The organism is Microbacterium sp. NPDC056003, assembly GCF_042274785.1.
In the GTDB taxonomy this organism is placed as follows: domain Bacteria; phylum Actinomycetota; class Actinomycetes; order Actinomycetales; family Microbacteriaceae; genus Microbacterium.
On sequence record NZ_JBHJXQ010000001.1, the window covers coordinates 911,408 to 934,201 of the forward strand.

The 22,794-nt window shown below is 71.5% G+C and carries 21 protein-coding genes; 7 read left to right on the plus strand and 14 right to left on the minus strand.

The window, feature by feature from the left end:
• Positions 1-105 precede the first annotated feature (105 nt).
• Positions 106-861, plus strand: coding sequence for a GMP synthase (locus ACFC1W_RS04180; RefSeq protein WP_375988963.1), 756 nt, complete (start codon positions 106-108; stop codon positions 859-861).
• On the opposite strand, the gene ACFC1W_RS04185 is transcribed toward ACFC1W_RS04180, so the two are convergent.
• From ACFC1W_RS04185 to xylA, 7 genes are all read right to left on the minus strand, one after another.
• Positions 862-1,662 carry a tryptophan-rich sensory protein gene (locus ACFC1W_RS04185; protein WP_375988965.1) on the minus strand — a complete coding sequence of 267 codons (801 nt, stop codon included), beginning with the start codon at positions 1,660-1,662 and terminating at the stop codon, positions 862-864. It lies immediately after the preceding gene.
• Between the two features lie 70 nt (positions 1,663-1,732).
• Positions 1,733-2,233: a glutaminase gene (locus tag ACFC1W_RS04190; RefSeq protein WP_375988968.1), complete on the minus strand. Its 501-nt coding sequence runs from the start codon at positions 2,231-2,233 to the stop codon at positions 1,733-1,735.
• The gene (locus ACFC1W_RS04195; protein ID WP_375988970.1) at positions 2,230-3,432 is read right to left on the minus strand and encodes a cation:proton antiporter; all 1,203 of its coding nucleotides are present in this window, start codon (positions 3,430-3,432) and stop codon (positions 2,230-2,232) included. The genes ACFC1W_RS04190 and ACFC1W_RS04195 overlap by 4 nt, the downstream gene beginning before the upstream one ends.
• A gap of 66 nt (positions 3,433-3,498) precedes the next feature.
• Positions 3,499-4,230 (minus strand): GTP pyrophosphokinase family protein, encoded by a 732-nt coding sequence (locus ACFC1W_RS04200; RefSeq protein ID WP_375988972.1) that lies wholly within the window; start codon positions 4,228-4,230, stop codon positions 3,499-3,501.
• A 46-nt stretch (positions 4,231-4,276) separates the two neighbouring features.
• Positions 4,277-5,110 (minus strand): transposase, encoded by an 834-nt coding sequence (locus ACFC1W_RS04205; RefSeq protein WP_375988974.1) that lies wholly within the window; start codon positions 5,108-5,110, stop codon positions 4,277-4,279.
• Positions 5,111-5,195: 85 nt separating this feature from the next.
• Positions 5,196-6,500: a xylulokinase gene (xylB, locus tag ACFC1W_RS04210; protein WP_375988976.1), complete on the minus strand. Its 1,305-nt coding sequence runs from the start codon at positions 6,498-6,500 to the stop codon at positions 5,196-5,198.
• Positions 6,501-6,601: 101 nt separating this feature from the next.
• Positions 6,602-7,789 (minus strand): xylose isomerase, encoded by a 1,188-nt coding sequence (xylA, locus tag ACFC1W_RS04215; protein WP_375988978.1) that lies wholly within the window; start codon positions 7,787-7,789, stop codon positions 6,602-6,604.
• Positions 7,790-7,938: 149 nt separating this feature from the next.
• Between xylA and ACFC1W_RS04220 the strand changes: the two genes are divergently transcribed.
• Positions 7,939-8,949: a LacI family DNA-binding transcriptional regulator gene (locus ACFC1W_RS04220; RefSeq protein ID WP_375988981.1), complete on the plus strand. Its 1,011-nt coding sequence runs from the start codon at positions 7,939-7,941 to the stop codon at positions 8,947-8,949.
• Positions 8,950-9,216: 267 nt separating this feature from the next.
• Positions 9,217-9,525: a hypothetical protein gene (locus ACFC1W_RS04225; RefSeq protein ID WP_375988983.1), complete on the plus strand. Its 309-nt coding sequence runs from the start codon at positions 9,217-9,219 to the stop codon at positions 9,523-9,525.
• A gap of 9 nt (positions 9,526-9,534) precedes the next feature.
• On the opposite strand, the gene ACFC1W_RS04230 is transcribed toward ACFC1W_RS04225, so the two are convergent.
• From ACFC1W_RS04230 to ACFC1W_RS04245, 4 genes are read right to left on the minus strand one after another with little or no spacing between them, the layout of a single operon-like run.
• Positions 9,535-11,901 carry a beta-glucosidase gene (locus ACFC1W_RS04230; protein ID WP_375988986.1) on the minus strand — a complete coding sequence of 789 codons (2,367 nt, stop codon included), beginning with the start codon at positions 11,899-11,901 and terminating at the stop codon, positions 9,535-9,537.
• Positions 11,898-12,794: a carbohydrate ABC transporter permease gene (locus tag ACFC1W_RS04235; RefSeq protein ID WP_375988988.1), complete on the minus strand. Its 897-nt coding sequence runs from the start codon at positions 12,792-12,794 to the stop codon at positions 11,898-11,900. Before ACFC1W_RS04235 ends, ACFC1W_RS04230 begins: the two co-directional genes overlap by 4 nt.
• Position 12,795: 1 nt before the next feature.
• A complete protein-coding gene (locus ACFC1W_RS04240) occupies positions 12,796-13,833 on the minus strand; it encodes a carbohydrate ABC transporter permease (protein WP_375988990.1) in 1,038 nt (345 codons plus the stop codon).
• A 2-nt stretch (positions 13,834-13,835) separates the two neighbouring features.
• Positions 13,836-15,137, minus strand: a complete 1,302-nt coding sequence (locus ACFC1W_RS04245) for an ABC transporter substrate-binding protein (RefSeq protein WP_375988993.1) — start codon at positions 15,135-15,137, stop codon at positions 13,836-13,838.
• Positions 15,138-15,270: 133 nt separating this feature from the next.
• Between ACFC1W_RS04245 and ACFC1W_RS04250 the strand changes: the two genes are divergently transcribed.
• Positions 15,271-16,452 carry an ROK family protein gene (locus ACFC1W_RS04250; RefSeq protein ID WP_375988996.1) on the plus strand — a complete coding sequence of 394 codons (1,182 nt, stop codon included), beginning with the start codon at positions 15,271-15,273 and terminating at the stop codon, positions 16,450-16,452.
• 86 nt (positions 16,453-16,538) lie between these two features.
• A complete protein-coding gene (locus ACFC1W_RS04255; RefSeq protein ID WP_375988999.1) occupies positions 16,539-16,715 on the plus strand; it encodes a hypothetical protein in 177 nt (58 codons plus the stop codon).
• Here ACFC1W_RS04255 and ACFC1W_RS04260 read toward each other — a convergent pair.
• Genes ACFC1W_RS04260 through ACFC1W_RS04270 form a run of 3 tightly spaced genes read right to left on the minus strand, consistent with a single transcriptional unit; the run spans position 16,706 to position 20,360 of the window.
• On the minus strand, positions 16,706-17,758 hold the full coding sequence (locus tag ACFC1W_RS04260) for an ABC transporter ATP-binding protein (protein ID WP_375989002.1): 1,053 nt from the start codon (positions 17,756-17,758) through the stop codon (positions 16,706-16,708). The two genes, ACFC1W_RS04255 and ACFC1W_RS04260, sit on opposite strands and share 10 nt — an antisense overlap.
• The gene (locus ACFC1W_RS04265; protein WP_375989004.1) at positions 17,755-19,260 is read right to left on the minus strand and encodes an ABC transporter permease; all 1,506 of its coding nucleotides are present in this window, start codon (positions 19,258-19,260) and stop codon (positions 17,755-17,757) included. Before ACFC1W_RS04265 ends, ACFC1W_RS04260 begins: the two co-directional genes overlap by 4 nt.
• A 47-nt stretch (positions 19,261-19,307) precedes the next feature.
• Positions 19,308-20,360, minus strand: a complete 1,053-nt coding sequence (locus tag ACFC1W_RS04270) for an extracellular solute-binding protein (protein ID WP_375989006.1) — start codon at positions 20,358-20,360, stop codon at positions 19,308-19,310.
• A gap of 228 nt (positions 20,361-20,588) precedes the next feature.
• On the opposite strand from ACFC1W_RS04270, the gene ACFC1W_RS04275 reads away from it, so the two are divergent.
• Together ACFC1W_RS04275 and ACFC1W_RS04280 are read left to right on the plus strand one after the other, a co-directional pair.
• Positions 20,589-21,992, plus strand: coding sequence for an aspartate aminotransferase family protein (locus ACFC1W_RS04275; protein WP_375989009.1), 1,404 nt, complete (start codon positions 20,589-20,591; stop codon positions 21,990-21,992).
• A gap of 58 nt (positions 21,993-22,050) precedes the next feature.
• Positions 22,051-22,686, plus strand: a complete 636-nt coding sequence (locus ACFC1W_RS04280; protein WP_375989012.1) for an NADPH-dependent F420 reductase — start codon at positions 22,051-22,053, stop codon at positions 22,684-22,686.
• Positions 22,687-22,794: the final 108 nt, after the last annotated feature.

Consider the following 22,794-nt stretch of genomic DNA (forward strand, 5'->3'; position numbering starts at 1 on the left):
TTCTGTCCACACTACGAGGAGAGCGATAGATCCCCCCTGATACAGCGTGTCGCGGGATTTCCCGGCCGTCGCGTGACGATGGGGCCGCCGCCTAGACTTCTGCGCATGACGACCGCGCCGCTGCTCTATGTCTGCGTGCGGCCGCAGCAGGGCGCGGCGGCCGCCGAGTACGAGTCGTTCCGCACCGCGATGAGGCTCGATGAGGCAGCGGTCCACCGGATCGACCTCGTGCGCGAGCCGCTCCCCGACGACGTCTTCGACCGCTACAGCGGGTTCCTCGTCGGCGGCAGCCCGTTCAACGTCGCCGATCCCGAGTCGACGAAGACCGACGTGCAGCGACGTCTCGAAGGCGACCTCGAGCGGATCGCGCGTCGGGTGGCCGACGGCTCGGCCAGCCACGAAGGGCCGGCGGCGCTCTTCACCTGCTACGGGATCGGCGTGGTCACCCGCATGCTCGGGGGTGAGGTGAGCCGCGCCTTCCCCGAAGACACCGGACCGGTCACGATCGAACTCACCGACGCCGGCCGCGCCGATCCGCTCTTCGGCGCACTGGCCTCGCGCTTCACCGCGCTCACCGCGCACAAGGAGGGCACCGCGGCGCTCCCGCCGGACGCGACGCAGCTCGCGGTGAACGCCGCGTGCCCGGTGCAGGCCTACGTCGTGGGTGACCGGCTGTACGCGACTCAGTTCCACCCGGAGCCCACGACGAAGGCGTTCACCGAGCGCATGGCGGTCTACCGCGACGACGGGTACTTCGAGGCGGAGCACTACGACGCCGTCGCGGGGCGAGTGCTCGCGGCATCCGTCACCGAACCGGTCCGGCTCCTGCGCGCCTTCGCCCAGCGATTCGGCCCGGCCTGATCAGACCTCGGCGTTGCGCACGTCGGCGACGCGATGCAGGAGCGCGCCGGCCAGCGGAACGAGCAGGACGACCGCGGCCACGACGATCGCGGCGACGCCGATCGGTGTGCTCTCGGGCTCGCCGGCGAGGCGTCCGACACCGATCCACGTGAGTCCCCACGCCATCGCCAGGCCGGGGGCGACGCGCCAGCCGCTCGCCCACGCGATGCCGATGCCGATGACGGCGACCACCACGAGGACCGCGATGCCCCACAGGGCGGCGTTCTCTCCGGCCTCGGCCGGGACGATCGTCGTGAGCCACGCCGACGTGTTGGCGACCGTTGCGAGGGTGACCCAGCCGAGGTGCAGGCCGGTCACGCCGTCGATGAGCAGGGCGTCGAGCACACCTCGCCCGGGATTGAGGAGCGTGGCCCGGAAGGTCACGCACAACAGGGCCAGCAGCAGCACGATCGACAGAACCGTGAGCAGCAGCGTCAGGAACTGCGCCGTCACGAGCCAGAGTCCGTTGAGCACCATCGTGCCGGCGATGAGCCAGCCCACCGCCCGCTGCCGCGAGCGCTCACGCTGTCGAGGGAACGCCTGCCACACCGTGTAGGCGAACAGCCCGACGTAGATGACGGACCAGATCGAGAACGCCGTGCTGGCGGGTGCCAGGTACGAGCCCTCCGACGAGAGCGCGCCGTCCTGCAGGTCTTCGACGGAGGTGCCGCCGAACAGTCCCGAGCCGACCATCGCGGCGACGATCATGAAGCAGAAGGCGCTGATGACGACGATCTGGCGAGTGAGGTCCTTGGCGGCCATACCCTCACGCTACGGAAGTCGGCTGACGCGTCCACCCCTGTTGACAGGAGACGGGCAGTCCCCTACGAGGTCACGCGCCGGCGGGCGGGTCGAGCAGGAGGCCGATCCGCTCGTCGACGTAGCGATCGAGGGGCATGAAGCCGCCGGAGGCGCTCCACCGGATGCTCGGGACGCCGTCGACGAGGGCGAGCGGGTCGGTCGACGCGCCCGAGCCTGCTCCGGTGCCGTCGAGGGCGGTGGGATCCAGCATCCGCCACCCGATGTGCACGGTCTCGCCCTCCTCGAACCCGCCGCGACGTGCGGCCGCGGCGAGTTCGCCCCGGCGCCGCTGCGATTCGGCGGTGTACCCGCGGATGGCCTCGCCGCGGGCACGGATGATCTCGCCCGTCGCGAGCACGGCGTCGTCGGTCAGCAGCAGCGCGCCGAGGTGCCACGCGGTGCCCGCCCGCACGATCCGCGGGGCGCGGGCGATCCCGAACACGCGTCGCGGCGAGACGAGCTCACCGAGGGCTTCCCGCCGTGCCGGGGCGAGGCGCTCGCGGGCGACGCCGAGGATGGCGGCGACGCTCATGCCGCGTCGTCCTCGACCGGCACGGCCGATCCGACGCGCCGCTCGCCGCGGATGCTCATCGCGACGAGGGGGAAGAGCAGCACCGAGAGCATTCCGGCGCCCACGAGCAGTGCGGCCGCCGCCGACGAGAGGATGCCCTCGTCGAGGCCGATCGCCGTCACCGCGACGATGATCGGCAGCGCCGTGGCCCCCAGCAGCGCGACCGACAGCCGGTCGCGGCGGGTCGACCCCTCGGGCGCAGCGAGCATCGAGGGGAGTCCGCGCACGAGGAACAGCACGACGAGCACGACCGGCAGCAGCAGGAGGAGGATGGGCTGCTCGATCAGCGCGTCGAGGTCGAACGTGACCCCGGTGTAGATGAAGAACACCGGCACCAGGAAACCGAACGCCAGCGCCTCGACCTTGCTCTCCACGGCGGAGCGGTCGGACTCGGCGGCGTCGCGCATGAGCAGGCGCCAGACGATGCCCGCGGCGAAGGCGCCCAGCAGGATGTCGAGGTCGAGCACCACGCTGATCGCGATCAGCGCCGCCAGGATGACGAGCACGACGCGGATCGCGAACTGCCCGGACGTGTGCAGCGTCGAGTTGACGAAGCGGTGCATCGCACCGCGCGGTACGTGCAGCGCAAGCCAGATCGCGACGCCGGCCAGCAGGACGAACAGCAGCAGCACCACCGTCGACGCGCCGGGCGCCCGGCCGCCGAGGAAGACCGAGATCGCGATGAGCGGCCCGAACTCGCCCATCGCCCCGATCGCGCCGATCGCCTTGCCGAACGGCGTCTTGAGCTCTCCGGCGTCGCGCAGGATCGGCAGGATCGTGCCCAGCGCCGTCGAGCACAGTGCGATGCCGATGATCACGGCTTCCTCGCCCGGCACGAAGATCCAGGCCAGCCCCACGCCGAGGAGCAGGCTCAGCAGCCATCCGAGCGATGCCCGACGACCGGTGCGGCCCCGGAACGCCGCGAACTCGATCTCGGATCCGGCGACGAAGAACAGCATCGCCAGGCCGAACTCCGAGAGGACGTCGATGAAGGCATCCGGCTGCGCCCATCCGAGCACGCTGGGACCGACGAGGATGCCGAGCACGAGCTCGAACACGACGATCGGCACGCGCACCCATCGCCCCAGGCCGCGGGCTGCGAGCGGGGCGAGGACGCCGAGGATCGGGATGATCAGCAGCGTCGGCTCGAGATCGTCCACGGACTCACCCTAGCGACGGGTGAGCCGCGTGGTGACTCCGGTCTGCACCGGCCGGAGAGCCGGAGGTCAGGCCTCGATCGCGCGCACCGGCCGGGGACGCATCGGCGGCGACGGGTGAGCCGCGCCGCGGATCTCGCGATGCAGCCGCTCCATGCGCTCGTCCAGCTCGGCGGCCGTGTCGGCGGCGTCCTTGAGTTCGTCGAGCAGTCCGGCGGGCACGTTGGTGTCGTACTTGTAGTAGATCTTGTGCTCCAGGCTCGCCCAGAAGTCCATCGCGATCGTGCGGAACTGCACCTCGACGGGCACCTCGACGCGGCCGCTCGAGAGGAACACCGGCACCTCGACGATCGCGTGGAGGCTCTTGTATCCGTTGGACTTCGGCTGCGCGATGTAGTCCTTGACGGTGATCACGCGGATGTCGTCCTGCGCGGCGAGCAGGTCGAACAGGCGGTACGCGTCCGAGACGAAGCTGCACGTGACGCGCACGCCGGCGATGTCGGTGATGTGCTCGCGGATCGAGGCGAAGTCGGGGTCGATGCCCTTGCGCTGCACCTTCTCGACGAGGCTGTCCGGCGACTTGACGCGGCTGGCGAGGTGCTCGATCGGGTTGTAGTCGTGCACGAGCTGGAACTCGTCGCGCAGGATGCCGAGCTTCGTCTCGACCTCCTGCATGCCGAAGCGGTACTCCATGAGGAAGCGCTCGAACTCGTCACGCATCCCGCGCAGTTCGGCGGCCGAGACCGTGATCGAGGTGTCGTCGGGACTCGATGCGCGCGCGAGGGGCGCCGGGGTGGCCATGTCCCCCACGCTAGGGACGCCGGCTACGAGACACCTGTGAGATGCGTCAGCCCCCGAGCGCGTCGCGCGCGCGTTCGGCGTCCTTCGCGGCCGATCGGGCTCGGGATGCCGCGGCCCCCCGCTCCTCCTCGACCTGCCCGAGCGCCGCTCGGGCCTTCGCCTGCTCCTCCTCGAGCCGCTCGAGGTCGCGGCGCAGATCGTCGATGCGCTCGGAGACATGGTCGACGCGCTCCTGCAGCTTGGTCCGCTGCGCGTCGATGCGGGCGAGCTCGCGCTCGGCCTCGTTGGCGAGGCGCTCGGCCTCGCGCGCGGCCTTCTCCGCCGCCTTCCGGGCGCGCCGCTCGGCGAGGTCGTCGCGCTGCCGAGGCGCGGCGATGCCGGGGAGCGACCCGCCGACCGCGTCCACGAGATCGGCCTCCTCGAAGGCGCCCGCTTCGAGCGGAGTGACGAGGCGACCCGTCATGACGGCGGCGGCGGCCGCGGCATCCATCACCGCCGCATTGATGGTCTTCTCGACGTCGTCCCGCGCCGCGGCGCTGACGGCGACGCCGGCGTCCTTCGCGAGTCCGGCGGCCTGCGTGGCGAGGGCGGCGACGAGGGCGCGGCGCTGGCGTCCGAGCCGGGAGAGCTCGGCGGCGTCGAGGTCGTCCTGTGCCTCGCGGAGCGCGGCCGACAGCTCGAGCGCTTCGCCGAGCTGTCCGCCGCGGGCGAGGAGGTTGACCGTCCACGCGGCCACGGTGGGCTTGCGCAGCCCCTTCACCTGCGCGGCTATGGACCGGTCGGCCATGCCGGCGCGGGCGTTGCGCGCAGCCGTGAACTCGGCCGGCGGGAGGACGTAGAGCTCGGCCGCGATGGCGTCGAGGTCGGAGCGCTCCGGCATGGGTTCATTGTGTCAGGGGAGGCCGCCGAGGGGTCGGGGGACGGGCGGGCGGGGCGCGTTCGGCGGGCCCGGCCTCGACCCGGGCTCAGCCCGCGAGCACCGAGGCGGCCTGGCGCGCGGCGCCGAGGGCGACGTACTCGCCGGGCTCGGGCACCTCGACCGCGAGGCCGAGCACGAGGGGGGCGATCGCCCGCACGGCCTCGGACTGCGCGCCTCCGCCGATGAGCAGCGCGCGCTCGAGCGGCACACCGAGGCTCCGCAGGGCGTCGAGGCCGGCCGCGAGTCCCGACAGCATGCCCTCGACGGCGGCGCGCGCGAGGTTCTCCCGCGTGGTCGAGGCGAGCGTCATCCCGGTGAGCGACGCGGTCGCGTCGGGCAGGTTCGGGGTGCGCTCCCCCTCGAAGTACGGCACCAGCGCGAGGCCGTCCGCCCCGGGCGACGCCGCGAGCGCGAGCCGGGACAGCTCGGCGTGGTCGACGCCGAGCAGGCCCGCGATCGCATCGAGCACGCGCGCGGCGTTGAGGGTGGCGACGAGCGGCAGGAAGCGCCCCGTGCAGTCGGCGAATCCGGCGACCGTGCCCGATGGGTCGATCGTGCGATCGTCACTGACGGCGAACACGGTGCCGCTCGTGCCGATCGACACGACGACGTCGCCCGGTCCGGCGCCCAGTCCGAGCGCGGCGCCGGCGTTGTCGCCCGCGCCGCCGCCGACGCGACGGCCGTCCGCGTCCTCGACCCACTCGTCCGGGCCGAGCACGCGCGGCAGCAGAGCGTCGTGCCCGAGGCCGGCCGCCAGGAGTTCGCGGTCGTACCCGCCGGTCTCGGGGTTCCAGTAGCCGGTGCCCGAGGCATCCGATCGATCCGTCACGAGCTCGTCGAGGATCGGTCCACGCGGCGACTCGCCCTCGGGTCCGAAGCCGCGCAGGCGCCAGGTCAGCCAGTCGTGCGGGAGCGCGACGGCTGCGACGCGCGCAGCGTTGCCGGGCTCGGCATCGCGCAGCCAGCGGAGCTTCGTGAGGGTGAAGGATGCCACCGGCACGAGTCCCGTGCGACGGGCGAGCACCTCGGCGCCGAACTCGGCGGTGAGGTCGGCCGCCGCCTGCGCGGAGCGGGTGTCGTTCCACAGCAGCGCCGGGCGGATGACCCGCCCGCCCTCGTCGAGCACGACCATGCCGTGCTGCTGGCCTCCGACAGCCCACGCCTCGACATCGTCGAGACCGCCGGCGTCGGCGATCGCGGCCTGCAGCGCCTGCCACCAGGCGGCGGGGTCGACCTCGGTGCCGGCCGGGTGGGATGCACGCCCCTGACGCACGATCGCGCCGGTCGCGGCATCCGTGATCACGATCTTGCAGGACTGGGTCGACGAGTCGACTCCCATGACGAGCGGCATCGCTCCTCCTTCACACGGTGGCGCGAATCAGGGGATTCTTCGCGAGCCCGAGGGCGGTGCCCCGGTCACGTCGAGAATCCCCTGATTCGGGCGAGGACGGGTCAGCGGGCGCCGAGCAGGTGCTCGGTCGCGAGCTGCTGCAGGCGCACGAACCCGGCGCCCTTGCCGCCCAGGTACACGCTGGGGTCGAAGTCCTCGTAGGCCGAGCGGTCGGCCAGGAAGTCCTCGTACGTCTCACCCGGGTTCAGAGTCGGGGTGGCGAGCTCGTCGACCTTGGCGGCGGCGAGCGCCTCCTGCACCTCGGGGTCGGCGCGGAACGCCGCGGCGCGCTCCTTGAGCAGCAGGTAGGTGCGCATGTTCGCGGCGGCCGACTCCCACACGCCGACCTCGTCCTCGGTGCGCGAGGGCTTGTAGTCGAAGTGGCGCGGGCCGTCGTAGGCGGGCACGCCACCGGGGCCGCCGTTCTCGAGCAGGTCGACGAGGGCGAAGGCGTTGTGCAGGTCGCCGTGGCCGAACACGAGGTCCTGGTCGTACTTGATGCCGCGCTGGCCGTTGAGGTCGATGTGGAAGAGCTTGCCGTGGAACAGCGCCTGCGCGATGCCGGCGGCGAAGTTCAGCCCGGCCATCTGCTCGTGGCCGACCTCGGGGTTGAGGCCGACGAGCTCGGGACGCTCGAGCGAGTCGATGAACGCGATCGCGTGGCCGAGCGTCGGCAGCAGGATGTCGCCGCGGGGCTCGTTCGGCTTGGGCTCGATCGCGAAGCGGATGTCGTAGCCCTTGTCGGTGACGTAGTCGCCGAGCAGGTTCACGGCCTCGCGGTACCGCTCCAGCGCCTGGCGGACGTCCTTGGCCGAGTCGTACTCGGCACCCTCGCGGCCGCCCCACATGACGAACGTCTTCGCGCCGAGCTCGGCACCGAGGTCGAGCTGGCGGAAGACCTTGCGCAGCGCGAAGCGGCGCACGTCGCGGTCATTGGCCGTGAAGCCGCCGTCCTTGAAGACCGGCGCCGAGAAGAGGTTGGTGGTCACCATCGGGATGATGAGGCCGGTGTCGGCGAGCGCGCCCTTGAGCCGGTCGATCTGCTTCTGGCGCTCGGTGTCGGTGGACCCGAACGCGAACAGGTCGTCGTCGTGGAAGGTCAGGCCGTAGGCGCCGAGCTCGGCGAGCTTCTCGACCACGTGCACGACGTCGAGCGGGTTGCGGGTGGGCCCGCCGAAGGGATCGGTGCCGTTGTAGCCGACGGTCCAGAGACCGAAGGAGAACTTGTCGGCGGGAGTGGGGGTGGGCATGACGCTCCTCGATTCGGCGGCGAACCAGGTTCGACGGTGAACTAAATGTTGTTGAAGACAACCTATAGCATGAGCGGATGCTGCGTCCACTGCTCGATTCCGAGAATTACGCCCTCCACGTCCGATACTTTCGGCGCTAGCATCGACCCATGGCCGACACGACCCGAGTGACCCTCGCCGAGATCGCCGCGGAGGCGGGGGTCTCGCTCGCGACGATGTCGAAGGTGCTGAACGGCCGCACGGACGTCTCGCCCGCGACCCGCGCCCGGCTCGAGGAGCACCTCGCGCGGCACGGGTACCAGCGCCGCACGTCGGCGCAGCGCAGCGAGTTCGTCGAGCTCGTCTTCCACGAGCTCGAGCCGATCTGGTCGATGGAGGTCATCGAGGGCGTGGAAGACGTCGCGCACGCAGCCGGTCTCTCCGTCGTGCTGACCGTGAGCGGCGACCGTCACTCTCCCGCGCCCGACTGGATCGACGGCGTCCTGCGCCGCCGCCCGGTCGGGGTCGTGCTGGTGTTCAGCGACTTGGAGGCCCGGTACCGCGAGAAGCTGCGGTCGCGCGGCATCCCGTTCGTCATCGTCGACCCGGCGGGCGACCCGTCGCCCGACGTGCCCTCGGTCGGATCGGCGAACTGGTCGGGCGGGCTCATGGCCACGCGCCACCTGATCGAGCTCGGCCACCACCGGATCGCCGCGATCACCGGCCCCGAGGACATGATGTGCTCGCTGGCGCGCGTCGACGGCTACCGCTCGGCCATGAACGCCGCCGGGCTGCCGATCGACCCTGAGCTGATCCGCTTCGGCGACTTCCACCCCGGCGGCGGAGAGCACCACGGCCGCGAACTGCTCGCGCTGCCCGACCCGCCGACCGCGATCTTCGCCGGCAGCGACCTGCAGGCGCTCGGTGTGATCGCCGCCGGCTCGGCGGCGGGGCTCCGCGTGCCCGACGACCTGTCCGTCGTGGGCTACGACGACATCGCGCTCTCCCGCTGGATGAGCCCGCAGCTCACGACCGTGCACCAGCCGCTGCGGCGCATGGGAGAGGAGGCCACGCGCCTCGCGCTGCGCCTCGCCGACGGCGCCACGGCCGACACCCTGCGCATGGACCTCGCGACGCACCTCGTGGTGCGCGACAGCAGCGCCCCGCCGCCCGCTCGCTGACCAGCCCGCCGGGTCGGGCGTCGCAACATCGGAGATCCGGCCGACACGCCGGGGCGAAGCATCCCCCACCCCGCGTGTCGGGCACGATCTCCGATTCTGCGGCGTTCCCCCGCCCGCGGACCCCCCGACGGGGAGAGGTCTCGAAACCGCGCCGGGACGCCCACTCACCAGGCGGGGCCGGGCATACCGGGGAGCCGGGCCGGAGTCAAGCCTCCTGCTCCAGCGCAGGAAGCGGCGCATGATCGCTTCACGCGAAAGGAGCGCGCCATGGTCCTGGAACTGCCGACGTCGTCGCCACGCCCGACCGTCCTGCGCTCGCGCGGAGTCCGCACGCTCCGCGAACTCCCGCCCCGCCGGCCGCAGCAGCCCGCGCCGCCTGACGCCGTCGTGCGCTGGGACCGCCTCGGCGTCGACCGCTACGAGGTGCGGGTGTGCGAGCATGTCGTCGGTTACATCGACGTCGTCGGCGCGGTGTTCGTCGTCCTCGCCGGCGCCCGCTACGACCGCGCTGTCGAGGTGCTCCAGACCCTCGACTTCGACGCGGCCGTGCGGGCGATCAGCTCGGCCACGGCGTAGCGGCGGACCTCACTCCGGGGTCACGCCGACCTTCGCGTGCAGCGCGCGTCGGCTGCCGACGTGGCGCACGTCGCCCGTCACCCGCACCGTGCGTGTCGCGACGATCTCGGCGCTGGAGCGACCGAAGCCGAAGTCGATCGCGCCCGGCTCGACGCGGCGGCGGCCGTCTGCGCCGGTGAACGACACCAGGTCGGCCGGCACCTCGAACGACACGCGCACGCGGTCGCCGACCCGCAGCGGCACGCGCGCGTAGCCGATGAGCCGCTGCACCGGGCGCACGACCGACGCGACGGGATCGTGCACGTACAGCTGCACGACCTCGACGCCGTCCCGTTCGCCGGCGTTGCCCACGTGGATCGACACCGTCACCGACCCGTCGACGCTCATCTCGGCAGCCGAGGCTGCGGCATCCGCCCAGACGAAGTGGGAGTACCCGAGGCCGTGGCCGAACGCGAACGCCGCGGTGGGATCGATGTTCGACACCTCGTTGCGCCGCGCGAGCGTCGCCGCGAGATAGGTCGACGGCTGAGCGCCCGGGTCGCGGGGCACGCTCACCGGCAGCCTCCCGCTCGGGTTGACCCGGCCGCTCAGCACGCCGGCGATCGCCCCGGTGCCCTCCTCGCCGGCGAAGAACGTCTGCACGATCGCCGCCGCCCGCTCGGGAGCCGACCCGAGCGCGTAGGGGCGCCCGGCCAGCAACGTCACGACGGTCGGCGTACCGCTGTCGAGCACGGTGTCGAGCAGCGCCTGCTGCGCCCCCGGGAGGGACAGGTCGGCGACGTCGCAGCCTTCGCCACTGGTTCCGCGGCCGAAGAGTCCGGCACGGTCGCCGAGTGCGAGCACGACGACATCGGCCCCGGATGCCGCGGCCGCGGCCTCCTCGAACCCCTCAGTCTCGCCGCCGTCGACCGTGGTGCCCTGCGCGTAGACGATCTCGGCGTCGGGGAACTCCGCGGCGACCGCCTCCCGCAGGGTCGGCAGGGAGATGCCGATGGGGATCTCGGGATGCCGCACCCCGACATGCGAGGGGAACGAGTAGCAGCCCAGCACGGCGTACGGATCCGCGGCGGTCGGCCCGACGACGGCGATGCGCTTCGGGCGGGCCAGAGGCAGGGTGCCGTCGTTGGAGAGCAGCACGACGGCCTCCTCGGCGAGACGCCGGGCGAGGTCGCGGTTGGCGGCGGGGTCGAGGTCGACGCTGCCGCGCACGTCCTCGCTCGCGCCGTCACGGTCAGCGAGCGCGGACGGCACCGGCGACCAGGCGGCGTCGAGCATGCCGAGCTCCGCCTTCTGCCGCAGCACGCGCCGGAGAGCACGGTCGATGAGGCCCTCGTCGACCTCGCCGTCTTCGACGGCGCGCACGAACGCCGGCCCGAAGGTCTTGACGGTCGGCAGCTCGACGTCGATGCCCGCGGCGAGCGCGTCGCGCGCAGCATCCGTCCACTCCTCGCTGTAGCGATGGAGCTCCTTCAGGAACGCGATCGAGAAGTAGTCGGCGACCACCGTGCCTTCGAAGCCCCATTCGTCGCGGAGCAGTCCGGTCAGCAGCGAGGCGTCGGCAGCCGTCGGGATGCCGTCGAGGTCGGTGTACGAGTTCATCACCGAGCGGACCCCGCTCTCGCGGATCGCCATCTCGAACGGCGGCAGCAGCACGTCGGCGAGCTCACGAGGACCCACCGAGACCGGTGCCAGGTTGCGCCCGCCCTTGGAGGCGGAGTAGCCGACGAAGTGCTTCAGCGTCGCGATGACGCCCGCCGACTCGACGCCCTGGATGTAGGCGGTCGCGACCGTGCCCACGAGGTAGGGGTCTTCGCCGATCGTCTCCTCGACGCGACCCCAGCGGGCATCGCGCACGACGTCGAGCACCGGCGCGAGGCCCTGGTGCACGCCGACGGAGCGCATGTCGTCGCCGATGCGGCGGCCCATCTCGCGCACCAGGTCGGGGTCGAACGACGCGCCCCAGCTCAGCGGCACCGGGTAGGCGGTCGCGCCCCAGGTGGCGAACCCGGCGAGGCACTCCTCGTGCGCGAGTGCGGGGATGCCGAAGCGGTTCGCGGCCATGATCCGCTGCTGCGCGCGCTGGAGCGAGAGCGCACCGGTCGCGGGGTCGACCGGGGCCGTGCCGAAGGGCCGCGTGAGCTGCCCGAGGCCCATCGGCAGGATGGCGTCGAGGTCGAGATGGTCGTCCATGTCGTGCTGGTGCGGGGCGACGTCCTCGCCGTCGTCGGAGGCTCCGACCCACACGCCGTAGAGCTGCGCCACCTTCTCGGCGACGCTCATCTCGGCGATGAGCGCGTCGACGCGGTCGTCGATCGGCAGCGTCGCATCGCGCCAGGGCGCGACGCTCTCGATGCCTGTCTGGTTCGAGAGGGTCATCCCTTCACCGCTCCTGTCAGTCCGCCGACGATCCGCTTCTCGGCGACGAGGAAGAACGCCAGCGCCGGGATCATCGCCAATGAGGTGTACGCCAGGATCGCGCCGGTGTTCTGCGAGTACTGGCTGGAGAACTGCGTCACTCCGAGCGGTAGGGGCCACAGTTCCTGCGGCAGGCTGCCGGTGCTGATCACGAGCAGCGGAAGCAGGTAGCCGTTCCAGCTCGCGACGAAGGCCAGGATGCCGACCGTGATCAGGCCCGGCTTGGCCAGCGGCAGCATGATGCGCCAGAAGAACCCGATGCGCGATGCGCCGTCGATCATCGCCGCCTCTTCGAGCTCGGCGGGGATCGCCCGCAGGAACGGGACCAGGATGATGATCGTGGTCGGCAGGGCGAACGCGATGCCCGGGATGATCACGCCGAGGTACGTTCCGTGCAGTCCGAGCGTGCGCAGCAGCAGCGTGAGCGGCAGCGCGGCGACGGTCAGCGGGAACATCAGACCCGCGGCGAACAGGGTGTAGACGCCCTGACGGCCGCGGAACTCGTAGCGCGCCAGCACGAAGGCGGCCATGATGCCCGCGACGACGACACCGACGGTCGTAGAGACGGCCAGCACCGTGCTCGCGAAGACGTTGCCCCAGAACCTCGGAGCGCTGAGCACCGCGATCCAGTTCTCGAGGGTCCACGGATCGGGCAGTCCGGCCGGGTTGGCGTTGATGTCGGCGGTGGTGCGCAGGCCGCCCATGAAGACGTAGATCACGGGGCCGACGGCGATCGCCGCGATGACGAGCGCCACGAGGTAGACGAACGGCTGGCCCCAGTCGAATCCGCGACGGGCGGGCGGGACGTCGCGCGCCGCGGTGCCGCCGGTGACGATGGTGGTGGTGGCCGACATGTCAACCCTCCTCTCTCTGGCGACGGACGCCGGGCTCGCGCGAGCGGCGGGCCGAGGATCCGGTGATCGACCCCGCGAGGTCGCGGCGCAGCGCGAAGCGCTGGTAGACGAGTGCGATGACGAGCGAGATGACGAACAGGATCACGGCGATCGCACTGCCGTAGCCGGGCTGCCCGGCGAACTGCCCCTGCTGCACCATGTAGGTCGCCATGGACTCGGTCGCGATCCGCCGCACGGCGGGCGCGACGGTGACCCAGATCATGTCGAAGACCTGCAGCGAGCCGATGATCGACAGGAACGCCCAGATGCGGATCGTCGGGCCGAGGAGCGGCAGGGTGATGTAGCGCTGGATCTGCCACCAGCTGGCGCCGTCGATGGCCGCGGCCTCGGCGAGCTCGTCGGGCACGCCCTGGAGTCCCGCGAGCATGAGCAGGATGGCGAAGCCGATGTACTTCCACGTGAGGATGAAGAAGATCGTCCAGAGCGCGAGATCGGGGTCGGCGAGCCAGTTCTGGGCGAGTCCGCCGAGTCCGATGGCCTCGAGGGTGGCGTTTACCGCTCCCGTCGGCTGGAGGATGAGTCGCCACGACAGGCCCGCGATGACCTCGGCGAGCACGTACGGCACGAAGATCAGCAGGCGGAAGACGCTGCGGCCGCGCAGGCGCCGGTTGAGCAGCAGCGCGATGCCGATGGCGATCGGACCCTGCACGAGCAGGGACATGATCAGGATGAAGAAGGTGTTGGCGATGGCTCGCTGGAACTCGGGCGTCGTCAGCGCCCGCACGTAGTTGTCGAGACCGATGAAGCGGCCCGAGTCGGCGAGGTTCTCCCATTGGAACGCGGGAGGCAGATTGAAGAGGCTGTAGACCGCCGCGAGGATCACCGGCAGGATCACGAAGCCCAGGAACAGCACGAGCGCGGGGGTGATGAAGAAGAAGATCTCGAGGCGCTTGCGGGCCTCGCCGCGCCGCCGGGGGCGCGTGGGTGCAGGGCCCGGGCCCGCGGTGACCGCGGGCCCGGGCGTGGTGAGAGTGGCCATGTCTACAGCGTCGCCGCGGCGTCCTGCATCCGCTTGACGATGTCCTCGGGCGTGCCGTTGCCTGCGAACAGGTTGACGATGCCTTCGTTCATGGCGTTGCCGACGGTGGTGCCGAACGCGGTGTCGAACCAGAGCTGGACGAAGGATGCCTCGGCCAGCCCGGCTGCGACGGCCTTGAGGTTCTCATCCTCGAGCCCATCCTGTGCGGCGGGCACCGTCGGGATGCCCGAGCCGCTCTCAGCGAAGCGCCGCTGGACGTCCTCGGACATGATGTAGGCCAGCAGGTCGGCGCACTCCGGCGGCGCCTCGGCCGCGCAGCCGAAGCCGTCGCCGCCGCCGAGGGCGGCCGTCGGGTCGCCCGCCGCGCCGTCGATGCCGGGCACCGGGAACCAGCCGAGGAAGGCGGGCACCTGCTGGTCGGGGGTGAGACCGCCGATCGTGCCGGCGTTCCAGTGGCCCATGAGCTCCATGGCCGCCTGGCCGTTGGCGATCATGCCCGCCGAGCTGCCCGCGCCCTCCTGAGGCACGGTGCCGAGGAAGCCGTCCTGGAACGGCTCGATGCCGAGGAAGTCCTCGAGCTGCTCGCCCGCCTCGACCCAGCAGGCGTCGCTGAAGTCGAACTCCTCCTGACCCGCGGCGAGGGTCTCGGGCGAGCAGGACTTGAGCGCGAACTGGTACCACCAGTGCGCGGCCGGCCAGCCGGCGCCGGCTCCGACCGAGATCGGGACGACGCCCGATTCGCGCAGGTCGGCCACCGCGTCGACGAGGTCGTCGAACGTCTCGGGCACGTCGACGCCGGCCTCCTCGAACATGTCGGTGTTGTACCAGAAGCCCTCGATGCCGAAGGTGAAGGGGACGCCGTAGGTGTCGCCGCCGACCTGCCACGGGTTCACCGTGGCGCCGACGCTCTCGATGGTGTCGGGGATCAGGTCGTCGAGCGGCATCAGATAGCCGTTCTCGACCTGGTCGCGCAGCTCGCCGCCCGGCCACACCTGGAAGAGGTCCGGCGGGTCGCCTGCCGCGAGCGCGTTGGGGATCAGCGTGCGCTGCAGCTCCTCGTTCTGGTAGCCGACCTGTTCGACGTTGACGCCGGGGTTGGCCTCCTCGAACTCGGCCGCCACTTCCTCCCAGACCTCGGGCAGGGGACCGTTGGTGGCGTTGTGCCACCAGGTGAGTGTGACGTCTTCGCCGTCGCCGTCGCCGTCGTCGCCGCCACCACCGGCCGTACAGCCGGCGAGTGCGCCGGCTGTGAGGCCGGCAGCTGCGATCACGGCGAAGACGCGCATCCTGCTGCGTGTGTTCATCCTCGAACCTCTCGAAAGTTTCGACCTCTGCGTCGAAAGTGATGTGGACGTCCTCAGAGTAGGCCGCTCCACATTTGGAGTCAAGCGCAACAAATACCGATCCGATCACGGTGACGGCCCTACAGTGAGGGGGATGACCGATGCGTCCCCCGCCGCCGAAGGCGTGCGCCAGCGAAACCTGGCCCGCCTGATGCGACTCGTGCACCTCGACGGCCCGGTGTCTCGCGCCGCACTGACCGAAGCGACCGGGCTGAACCGGTCGACCATCGCCGATCTGGTGGCGGAGCTCGCGCGCGAGGGACTGGTCGAGGAGCGCGCGCCCGATCCGTCACGGCGGGTCGGGCGCCCCTCCCCCGTGGTCGCCGCCGCGCCCCGTGTCCTCGCCGCCGCGGTGAACCCCGAGGTCGACGCCGTGACGCTGGCGGCGATCGGACTCGACCGCGAGATCGTGCTGCGCGAGCGCATCGACGTCGACCACCTGGTCACCCCGGAAGAGACCGCGGCGATCATCGCCGAGCGCATCGCGGCGTGGCGGCAGGGCGAACTGAGCGGGGCGCGCATCGTCGCGGTCGGGCTCGCCGTACCCGGCCTCGTGCGCGCGGCCGACGGCCTCGTGCGCGACGCCCCCCACTTGCACTGGACCGACGCGCCGGTGCGCGACCTCGTCACCGCGGCGACCGGGCTGCCCACGGTCGTGGGCAACGACGCCAGCCTCGGCGCCGTCGCCGAGCACCTCTACGGAGCGGCGCGCGGCATCGACCACGTCGTCTACCTCAACGGCGGCGCGAGCGGCATCGGCGGCGGGCTGATCGTGCACGGGATGCCGGTGGCCGGCGCCGGCGGCTATGCCGGCGAGTTCGGGCAGAACCGGCCGGGCATCGCGTCGAACGCCGACCGGCGGGCGGGCGACGGCGTGCTGGAGGACGAGGTGAGCCGCGCGCGGCTGCTGGCGGCCGTGCGACTGTCGGCCGCCGATGAGCCGACTCTCTCCGCGGCGCTCGCGGCATCGGATCAGCCCGATGTCCGGGACGAGGTGACGCGGCAGCGCGGCATCCTGGCGACCGCACTGGCCAACGCCGTGAACGTGCTGAATCCGTCGGTCGTCGTGCTGGGCGGCTTCCTGGCGACGCTCGCCGAGCACGACCTCGACGGGCTGACGGCGGCCGTGGGCGCGCAGGCGATGACGGCGAACATGGAGGGCCTCGACATCCGCATCGCCTCGCTGGCCGAGGACCGGCTGCTCATCGGCGCGGCCGAAGCGGCGTTCGAGCGGCTCCTCGCCGACCCCAGCGGCGCGTCGTCCCCCGCGCCCTGAGCGCGTACACCGCTCGCGCGGCCCGGTCAACGGGGGTGAGGGATGCCGCGCCCCGGCCCACTCTGGGGGGGATAGGAGGCCTTCCCATGACTGATCCGAACACCTTCCCCGGCACCCCGGGAGCTCCGGGCGAGACACCCGGACCGTACCCGGCGGAGCCGCCCGTCCCGACGCCGGACGAGCCGCTCGCCCCGAACCCGCAGGAACCCGGCTTCCCGTCGCCCGACGAGCCGAGCGTGCCCCTTCCGCCGGGTCAGGAATAGGCGATCGCGGATCCGCGGACGCGGACCGCCACCTCGTCTGCGACCCGGGGGATCGACCCGGCCGGCACGCGTGCCAGGAGGGCGCCCGCCCCGCTGTCCAGGTGGACGAGCGCCGCGTGCCCGCCATACTGCACGCGCGTGACACGGGCGGAGAGGGGTCCGTCCGCCGTCAGCTCGAACTGCTCCGGTCGCAGCATCACGGTGACCGGGCCATTCGCGGGCGGCGAGATCACGAGATCGCCGAGCGGAGTGGATGCCACCGCCCCCGCCGCGACGCCGTCGGTGAAGACGGCCTCGCCGACGAACGTCGCGACCCACGGCGAGACGGGATGCCGGTAGAGGTCGACGGGCGAGCTCTCCTGCACCACCCGCCCATCGCGCATCACGACCACCATGTCGGCGATCAGCAGAGCCTCGTCCTGATCGTGGGTGACCATCAGGCAGGTCACGCGCAACCGCTCGAGCAGCGCGCGCACGTCCTCCCGCAGCTCGCCGCGGAGCTGCGGATCCAGCGCGGCGAACGGCTCGTCGAGCAGAAGCAGCCGGGGCTCGGCGGCCAGAGCGCGCGCCAGCGCGACCCGCTGCGCCTGACCCCCCGAGAGCTGATCGGGGTACCGGGAGGCGAGGGCGTCGAGGCCGGTCAATTCGAGCAGCTCGCCGAGCACGCGCTCGTCATCGCCGGCACGAAGGCGCTCCCCTGCCCGTCGTCGGCGCGCCCGCAGGCCGGCACGACCGAACGCGACATTCTGCGCCACGGTCAGGTGCGGGAACAGCGTCGCATCCTGCGGCACCCAGCCGACCCCACGACGCTCCGGCGGCACCACGACCGCGGCGGCATCCGTGACGATCTCACCGCCGAGTTCCACGCGTCCCGCGCGCGCCGGGATCAGCCCCGCGATCGTGCGCAGCAGCGTCGACTTGCCGCAGCCGCTCGGGCCGACGATCACCCCGAACGCACCGTCGGGCACCCGCAGCGACACATCCGTCAGCACGTCCGCACCGCCGAGGTCCACGACCACACCGTCCACCACGAGTTCGCTCATACCGGCCTTCCCATGTCGACACGCTCCTCCCGCGGCGACAGCAGCGCCGCCGGAATCGTCGCGAGCACGACGAGCACCACCGCGTAGGGCACGGCGGCTCCGTACTGGGCGATGTCGGTCCTCGCCCACAGCTCGACCGCCAGCGTCGTCGTCCCCGTGGGGCGGAGCATGAGCGTCGCCGGCAGTTCCTTCATCGCCGTCACCGCGATGAACAGCGCCGCCACCAGGATCCCCGGTCGCGCGAGTCGCATCGTCACGCGCCACCACGCTGCAAGCGGAGCGTGCCCGAGAGTCCCCGCGACGTCTCCGAGTGCACGAGGGACGCGCTCGATCGACGAACGGATCGTGCCGACAGCCTTCGGCAGGAAGAGGATGCCGTACGCGAAGGCCAGCAGGATCGACGTCTGATAGAGCGCGGGCACAGCGACCAGCGCGAAGAACACGAGTCCGAGTCCCACGACGATTCCCGGGACCGCCAGCGGCACGGACCCCGCCGTCTCGAGGATGCGCGACACCCGCCCCGCGTACCGCGCGGCGAGCGTCGCGATCGGCAGGGCGAGGATCACCGCAATGATCGCGCCGGCGACGGACAGGACGATCGTGTTGGCCGTCGCCTCGACGAGGGCCGAGGCATCCGTCTCGCCGACCGTCTGCGCGTTCAGCAGGCGCGCCACGAGACTCGCGACCGGCACCGCGACCGCGCCGATCGGCGCGATGAGAAGCACGACGGCGGCGACCGGAACGATCCATCCGGTGAGGCCAGGAGGCCTGGCGCCCGCACGTCCGACGGCGAACTCCCGGCGTGGGCGGAGGCGCCGCTCGGCCGCGAAGATCGCGAGCGCGATGACCACGAGCACGCCCGCGAGGACGGCGGCGTAGTACCGGTCGAAGCTCGCCCCGTACGCCTGGTGGATCGCGGTCGTCAGCACCGGATAGCGGAACAGCGCGACCCCGCCGAAGTCCGCGAGCACGTACAGGCAGGTCAGCAGCGCACCGGCGAGCGTCGGGGTGCGGATTCCCGGCCAGATCACCGAGACGAACGTGCGCACCGGACCGTGGCCGAGCGTGCGCGAGACCTCTGCGAACGCGGCGGGTGCGCCGCGGAGCGCGCCGACGACGGGGAGGGTCACATAGGGAACGGTCACCAGGGTGAGCACCGCCCACGACGGCCAGAATCCGTGGATCCCCGGGAAGGTCGCGAGCCAGCCGAAAGCCGCCAGGTACGACGGCACCGCGAGCGGCAGCACGGCCGCGACCGCGAACAGCCGTGGCGCAGGGAGCCGGACGCGGCTGAGGGCGAGTGCGCCGGCGACTCCCAGCACGACGGCGGAGAGGGTGACGGATGCCGCGAGCACGACCGTGTTCGCAAGCAGCAGGGGGATCCGGGGCCGCTCCATCACCCGGATCACACCCTCCCACCCCGCTTCGCCGATGCGGACGCCGAGGTAGACGAGCGGGATCGCCGCGAGGACGGCCGACAGCCCCGCCGCTGCGATCAGCAACGGCGGGGCCTTCCGGCGAGGACTCGAGGTCGAGCGGCGCACGGCGCCTAGATGAGACCGTGTGCGGCCAGGAGCTCCTGCGTCTCGGAGACGGACTCGAGGTCGCTGAGGTCGAGGTCGGGGTTCACGAGGGTGTCGAGCTCGGGCAGCCCCTCCGGCGCGGCGATGCCGGGCACCAGCGGATACTCGTACGTCTGCTCGACGAAGTACGCCTGACCCTCGTCGGACAGCAGATACTCCACGAATGCGAGGGCGTCCGGATCGCCCTGTGCGCCGGCGAGGATCGCCGCCCCCGTGACGTTCATGATCCCGCCCGCGTCACCGGGGAGGAACTTCAGCTGCGCGCGCATGTTGTCCGCACCGACCTCGGCGGCCGCCTCGTACCAGTAGTAGTGGTTGATCAGGCCGAGCTGCGCCGCACCGGTGTTGACGAGCTCGAGCGAGTCACCGTTGCTCTCCGTCAGCACCGGGGCGTTCGCGGCCATCCCCGCGACCCACTCGTCCGCCGCGTCCTCTCCCTCGAGGACGCGAAGCCCCGTCACGAAGGACTGGAAACTGGCGTTGCCCGGGGCGAATGCGACCGTGCCGTTCCACTGCGGCGCCACGAGGTCGTCGGCGGAGTCGGGCACCTGGTCCTCGGTGAGCTGCGCGCCGTCGTACGCGATCACACGGGCGCGTCCCGTGATGCCGACCCAGCTGCCGTCCGTGCTGGTGAAGCCCGCGGGGACCGCTCCAGCGAGCTCGGCGGGGATCGTCGACGCGAGTCCCGCCGCGGTGAGCGCGCCGAGGGCGCCCGCATCCTGCGACAGGAACACCTCGGCAGGAGTCGCGTTCCCCTCCTCGAGCAGCAGCGCCGCGATCTCGCCCGTCGAGCCGTATCGCGCCTCGACCTCGATGCCCGTCGCTTCGGTGAACTGCTCGATCAGCGGTCCGATCAGATCCTCGCTGCGGCCCGAGTACAGCGTCAGCACGCCATCGCTCTCGATGGCGGCGGTGTCCTCCGACGGAGCAGGGCCGGAACCCGACGGCGTGGCGGTGCAACCGGTGGTGACGAGAGCGACGACGGCCAGTGCCGCCATCGCGGTGCGTCGAGGGGTCATGCAGGGTCTCCTTCACGAACGGATGACTGGATCAGGTAAGCCTAACCTTAGTGAGTGTGCATGATCGAACATGTGACGCTCGAGCGCGCTCGGATGCCGCCCGAGCCTGAGGCACGTCAGCGCGTCCGGACGGGTCGGTGAGACCGCACCAATTGTCTGCCGAGGCCACTGACGCAGCCGATGGCCCACGGCGTAGGGTCGGGGACACGTCCTACGGAAGGCCCACCCATGTCGACCACGACCGAACGCCACGCCCGTACCGAGGCCGAGCTCCAGCAGATGGCCAAGGACCATCTGTGGATGCACTTCGCCCGCCAGTCGGTGATGACCGAAGGACCGGGCGTCCCGATCATCGTCAAGGGCGAGGGCCACCACATCTGGGACTCGCAGGGCAGGAAGTACATCGACGGCCTGGCCGGCCTGTTCGTCGTCGCCGCCGGCCACGGCCGCAAGCGCATCGCCGAGGTCGCCGCGAAGCAGGCCGAGCAGCTCGCCTTCTTCCCGATCTGGTCGTACGCGCACCCCGCGGCGATCGAGCTGGCCGACCGCATCGCCGACTACGCGCCCGGCGACCTCAACAAGGTCTTCTTCTCCACCGGCGGCGGCGAGGCGGTCGAGACGGCCTTCAAGCTCGCGAAGTACTACTGGAAGCTCCAGGGCAAGCCCACCAAGCACAAGGTGATCTCGCGATCCGTCGCCTATCACGGCACCCCGCAGGGCGCGCTCGCGATCACCGGCATCCCCGCCATGAAGGCGATGTTCGAGCCGCTCACCCCCGGCGGCTTCCGCGTACCGAACACGAACTTCTACCGCGCCGAAGACATGGGCGCTCCCACGGGCAGCCTCGAGGAGTTCGGCGTGTGGGCCGCCGACCGCATCGAGGAGATGATCCAGTTCGAGGGTCCCGACACCGTCGCGGCCGTCTTCCTCGAGCCGGTGCAGAACTCGGGCGGATGCTTCCCGCCCCCTCCCGGGTACTTCCAGCGGGTCCGCGAGATCTGCGACAAGTACGACGTGCTGCTCGTGTCGGACGAGGTCATCTGCGCGTTCGGCCGCATCGGGCACATGTTCGCGTGCGACGCGTACGGGTATCAGCCCGACATGATCACGTTCGCCAAGGCGGTCACCAGCGGCTACGCGCCCCTCGGCGGCACGGTCGTCTCGGACCGCATCTACGAGCCGTTCGCCCACGGCGACACCGCGTTCTACCACGGCTACACCTTCGGCGGTCACCCTGTCGCGGCCGCCGTGGCGCTCGAGAACCTCGACATCTTCGAGGAGGAGGGCCTGCCCGAGCGGGTGCGCGAGAACTCGCCGATCTTCCGCCAGACGCTCGAGAAGCTGACCGACCTGCCCATCGTCGGCGACGTGCGCGGTGACGGATACTTCTTCGGCATCGAGCTGGTGAAGGACAAGGTGACGAAGGAGACGTTCGACGACGACGAGTCCGAGCGCCTTCTGCGCGGCTTCCTCTCGAAGGCCCTGTTCGACGCCGGCCTGTACTGCCGCGCCGATGACCGCGGCGACCCCGTGATCCAGCTCGCGCCGCCGCTGACGATCGGGCCGAGCGAGTTCACCGAGATCGAGCAGATCCTCCGCTCGGTGCTGACGGAGGCCTGGACCCGGCTCTGAGTCGCCGCATGACGCCCCGCGGGAATTCCCGCCGGGCGTCTGCGCGTTCTCCTCCGGCATGACACGAGTCGGAATCATCGGAGCAGGACACATCGGATCGACCCTCGCGCGCGGCCTCGCCGAGCGCGGGTACGAGGTCGTGATCAGCAATTCGCGCGGTCCCGAGACGCTCACGGCGCTCGCCGGCGAGCTCGGGCCGAATGTCTCGGCAGGGACTGTGACGGATGCCGCGGCATCCGGTGACATCGTCATCGTGACCGTGCCGCTCAAGGCGGTGGACCAGATCCCCGTCGAGCCCCTCGCGGGCAAGATCGTCCTCGACACGAACAACTACTATTGGGAGCGCGACGGCCGGATCGCCGCGCTCGACGCCAAGCAGACCACCACGACCGGGATGCTGCAGGAGCACCTGCCCACCTCGAAGGTCGTGAAGGCGTTCAACCACCTGTACTCGACGGACATCCTCACGACGGGTGCCCCCTCCGGCACCGAGGACCGCCGCGCGCTCGCCACCGCGAGCGACCACCCCGACGCCGTGGCGTTCGTCACGGAGCTGTACGACGAGTTCGGGTTCGACACCGTCGACATCGGCTCGGTCGCCGAGAGCTGGCGCGTCGAGCGCGACCAGCCGGCGTACGTGTCGCGTCAGACGAAGGCCGAGCTCGAGGCGAACCTGGCCCGCGCCACCCGCTGACGCCGGCGCGGAGACGCCGAGTCGCCACTCCGGGCGGGGAGGGTGCCTTCACGCCGACCGTGAGTGGCAACTCGGCGGGCCGGGGCTCGGCGGGCGCAGGCCGGGGCC

Excerpts from the sequence above, each read along its gene's own strand:
- ACFC1W_RS04235 (WP_375988988.1), bottom strand. The coding sequence starts at position 12,794 with ATGTCGGCCACCACCACCATCGTCACCGGCGGCACCGCGGCGCGCGAC.
- ACFC1W_RS04230 (WP_375988986.1), bottom strand. The coding sequence starts at position 11,901 with ATGACCCTCTCGAACCAGACAGGCATCGAGAGCGTCGCGCCCTGGCGC.
- ACFC1W_RS04275 (WP_375989009.1), top strand. The coding sequence starts at position 20,589 with ATGTCGACCACGACCGAACGCCACGCCCGTACCGAGGCCGAGCTCCAG.
- ACFC1W_RS04225 (WP_375988983.1), top strand. The coding sequence starts at position 9,217 with ATGGTCCTGGAACTGCCGACGTCGTCGCCACGCCCGACCGTCCTGCGC.
- ACFC1W_RS04280 (WP_375989012.1), top strand. The coding sequence starts at position 22,051 with ATGACACGAGTCGGAATCATCGGAGCAGGACACATCGGATCGACCCTC.
- ACFC1W_RS04255 (WP_375988999.1), top strand. The coding sequence starts at position 16,539 with ATGACTGATCCGAACACCTTCCCCGGCACCCCGGGAGCTCCGGGCGAG.
- ACFC1W_RS04205 (WP_375988974.1), bottom strand. The coding sequence starts at position 5,110 with ATGCCGGAGCGCTCCGACCTCGACGCCATCGCGGCCGAGCTCTACGTC.
- ACFC1W_RS04220 (WP_375988981.1), top strand. The coding sequence starts at position 7,939 with ATGGCCGACACGACCCGAGTGACCCTCGCCGAGATCGCCGCGGAGGCG.
- ACFC1W_RS04270 (WP_375989006.1), bottom strand. The coding sequence starts at position 20,360 with ATGACCCCTCGACGCACCGCGATGGCGGCACTGGCCGTCGTCGCTCTC.
- ACFC1W_RS04200 (WP_375988972.1), bottom strand. The coding sequence starts at position 4,230 with ATGGCCACCCCGGCGCCCCTCGCGCGCGCATCGAGTCCCGACGACACC.
- ACFC1W_RS04190 (WP_375988968.1), bottom strand. The coding sequence starts at position 2,233 with ATGAGCGTCGCCGCCATCCTCGGCGTCGCCCGCGAGCGCCTCGCCCCG.
- ACFC1W_RS04185 (WP_375988965.1), bottom strand. The coding sequence starts at position 1,662 with ATGGCCGCCAAGGACCTCACTCGCCAGATCGTCGTCATCAGCGCCTTC.
- xylB (WP_375988976.1), bottom strand. The coding sequence starts at position 6,500 with ATGCCGCTCGTCATGGGAGTCGACTCGTCGACCCAGTCCTGCAAGATC.
- ACFC1W_RS04250 (WP_375988996.1), top strand. The coding sequence starts at position 15,271 with ATGACCGATGCGTCCCCCGCCGCCGAAGGCGTGCGCCAGCGAAACCTG.
- ACFC1W_RS04260 (WP_375989002.1), bottom strand. The coding sequence starts at position 17,758 with ATGAGCGAACTCGTGGTGGACGGTGTGGTCGTGGACCTCGGCGGTGCG.
- ACFC1W_RS04180 (WP_375988963.1), top strand. The coding sequence starts at position 106 with ATGACGACCGCGCCGCTGCTCTATGTCTGCGTGCGGCCGCAGCAGGGC.
- ACFC1W_RS04245 (WP_375988993.1), bottom strand. The coding sequence starts at position 15,137 with ATGAACACACGCAGCAGGATGCGCGTCTTCGCCGTGATCGCAGCTGCC.
- xylA (WP_375988978.1), bottom strand. The coding sequence starts at position 7,789 with ATGCCCACCCCCACTCCCGCCGACAAGTTCTCCTTCGGTCTCTGGACC.
- ACFC1W_RS04240 (WP_375988990.1), bottom strand. The coding sequence starts at position 13,833 with ATGGCCACTCTCACCACGCCCGGGCCCGCGGTCACCGCGGGCCCGGGC.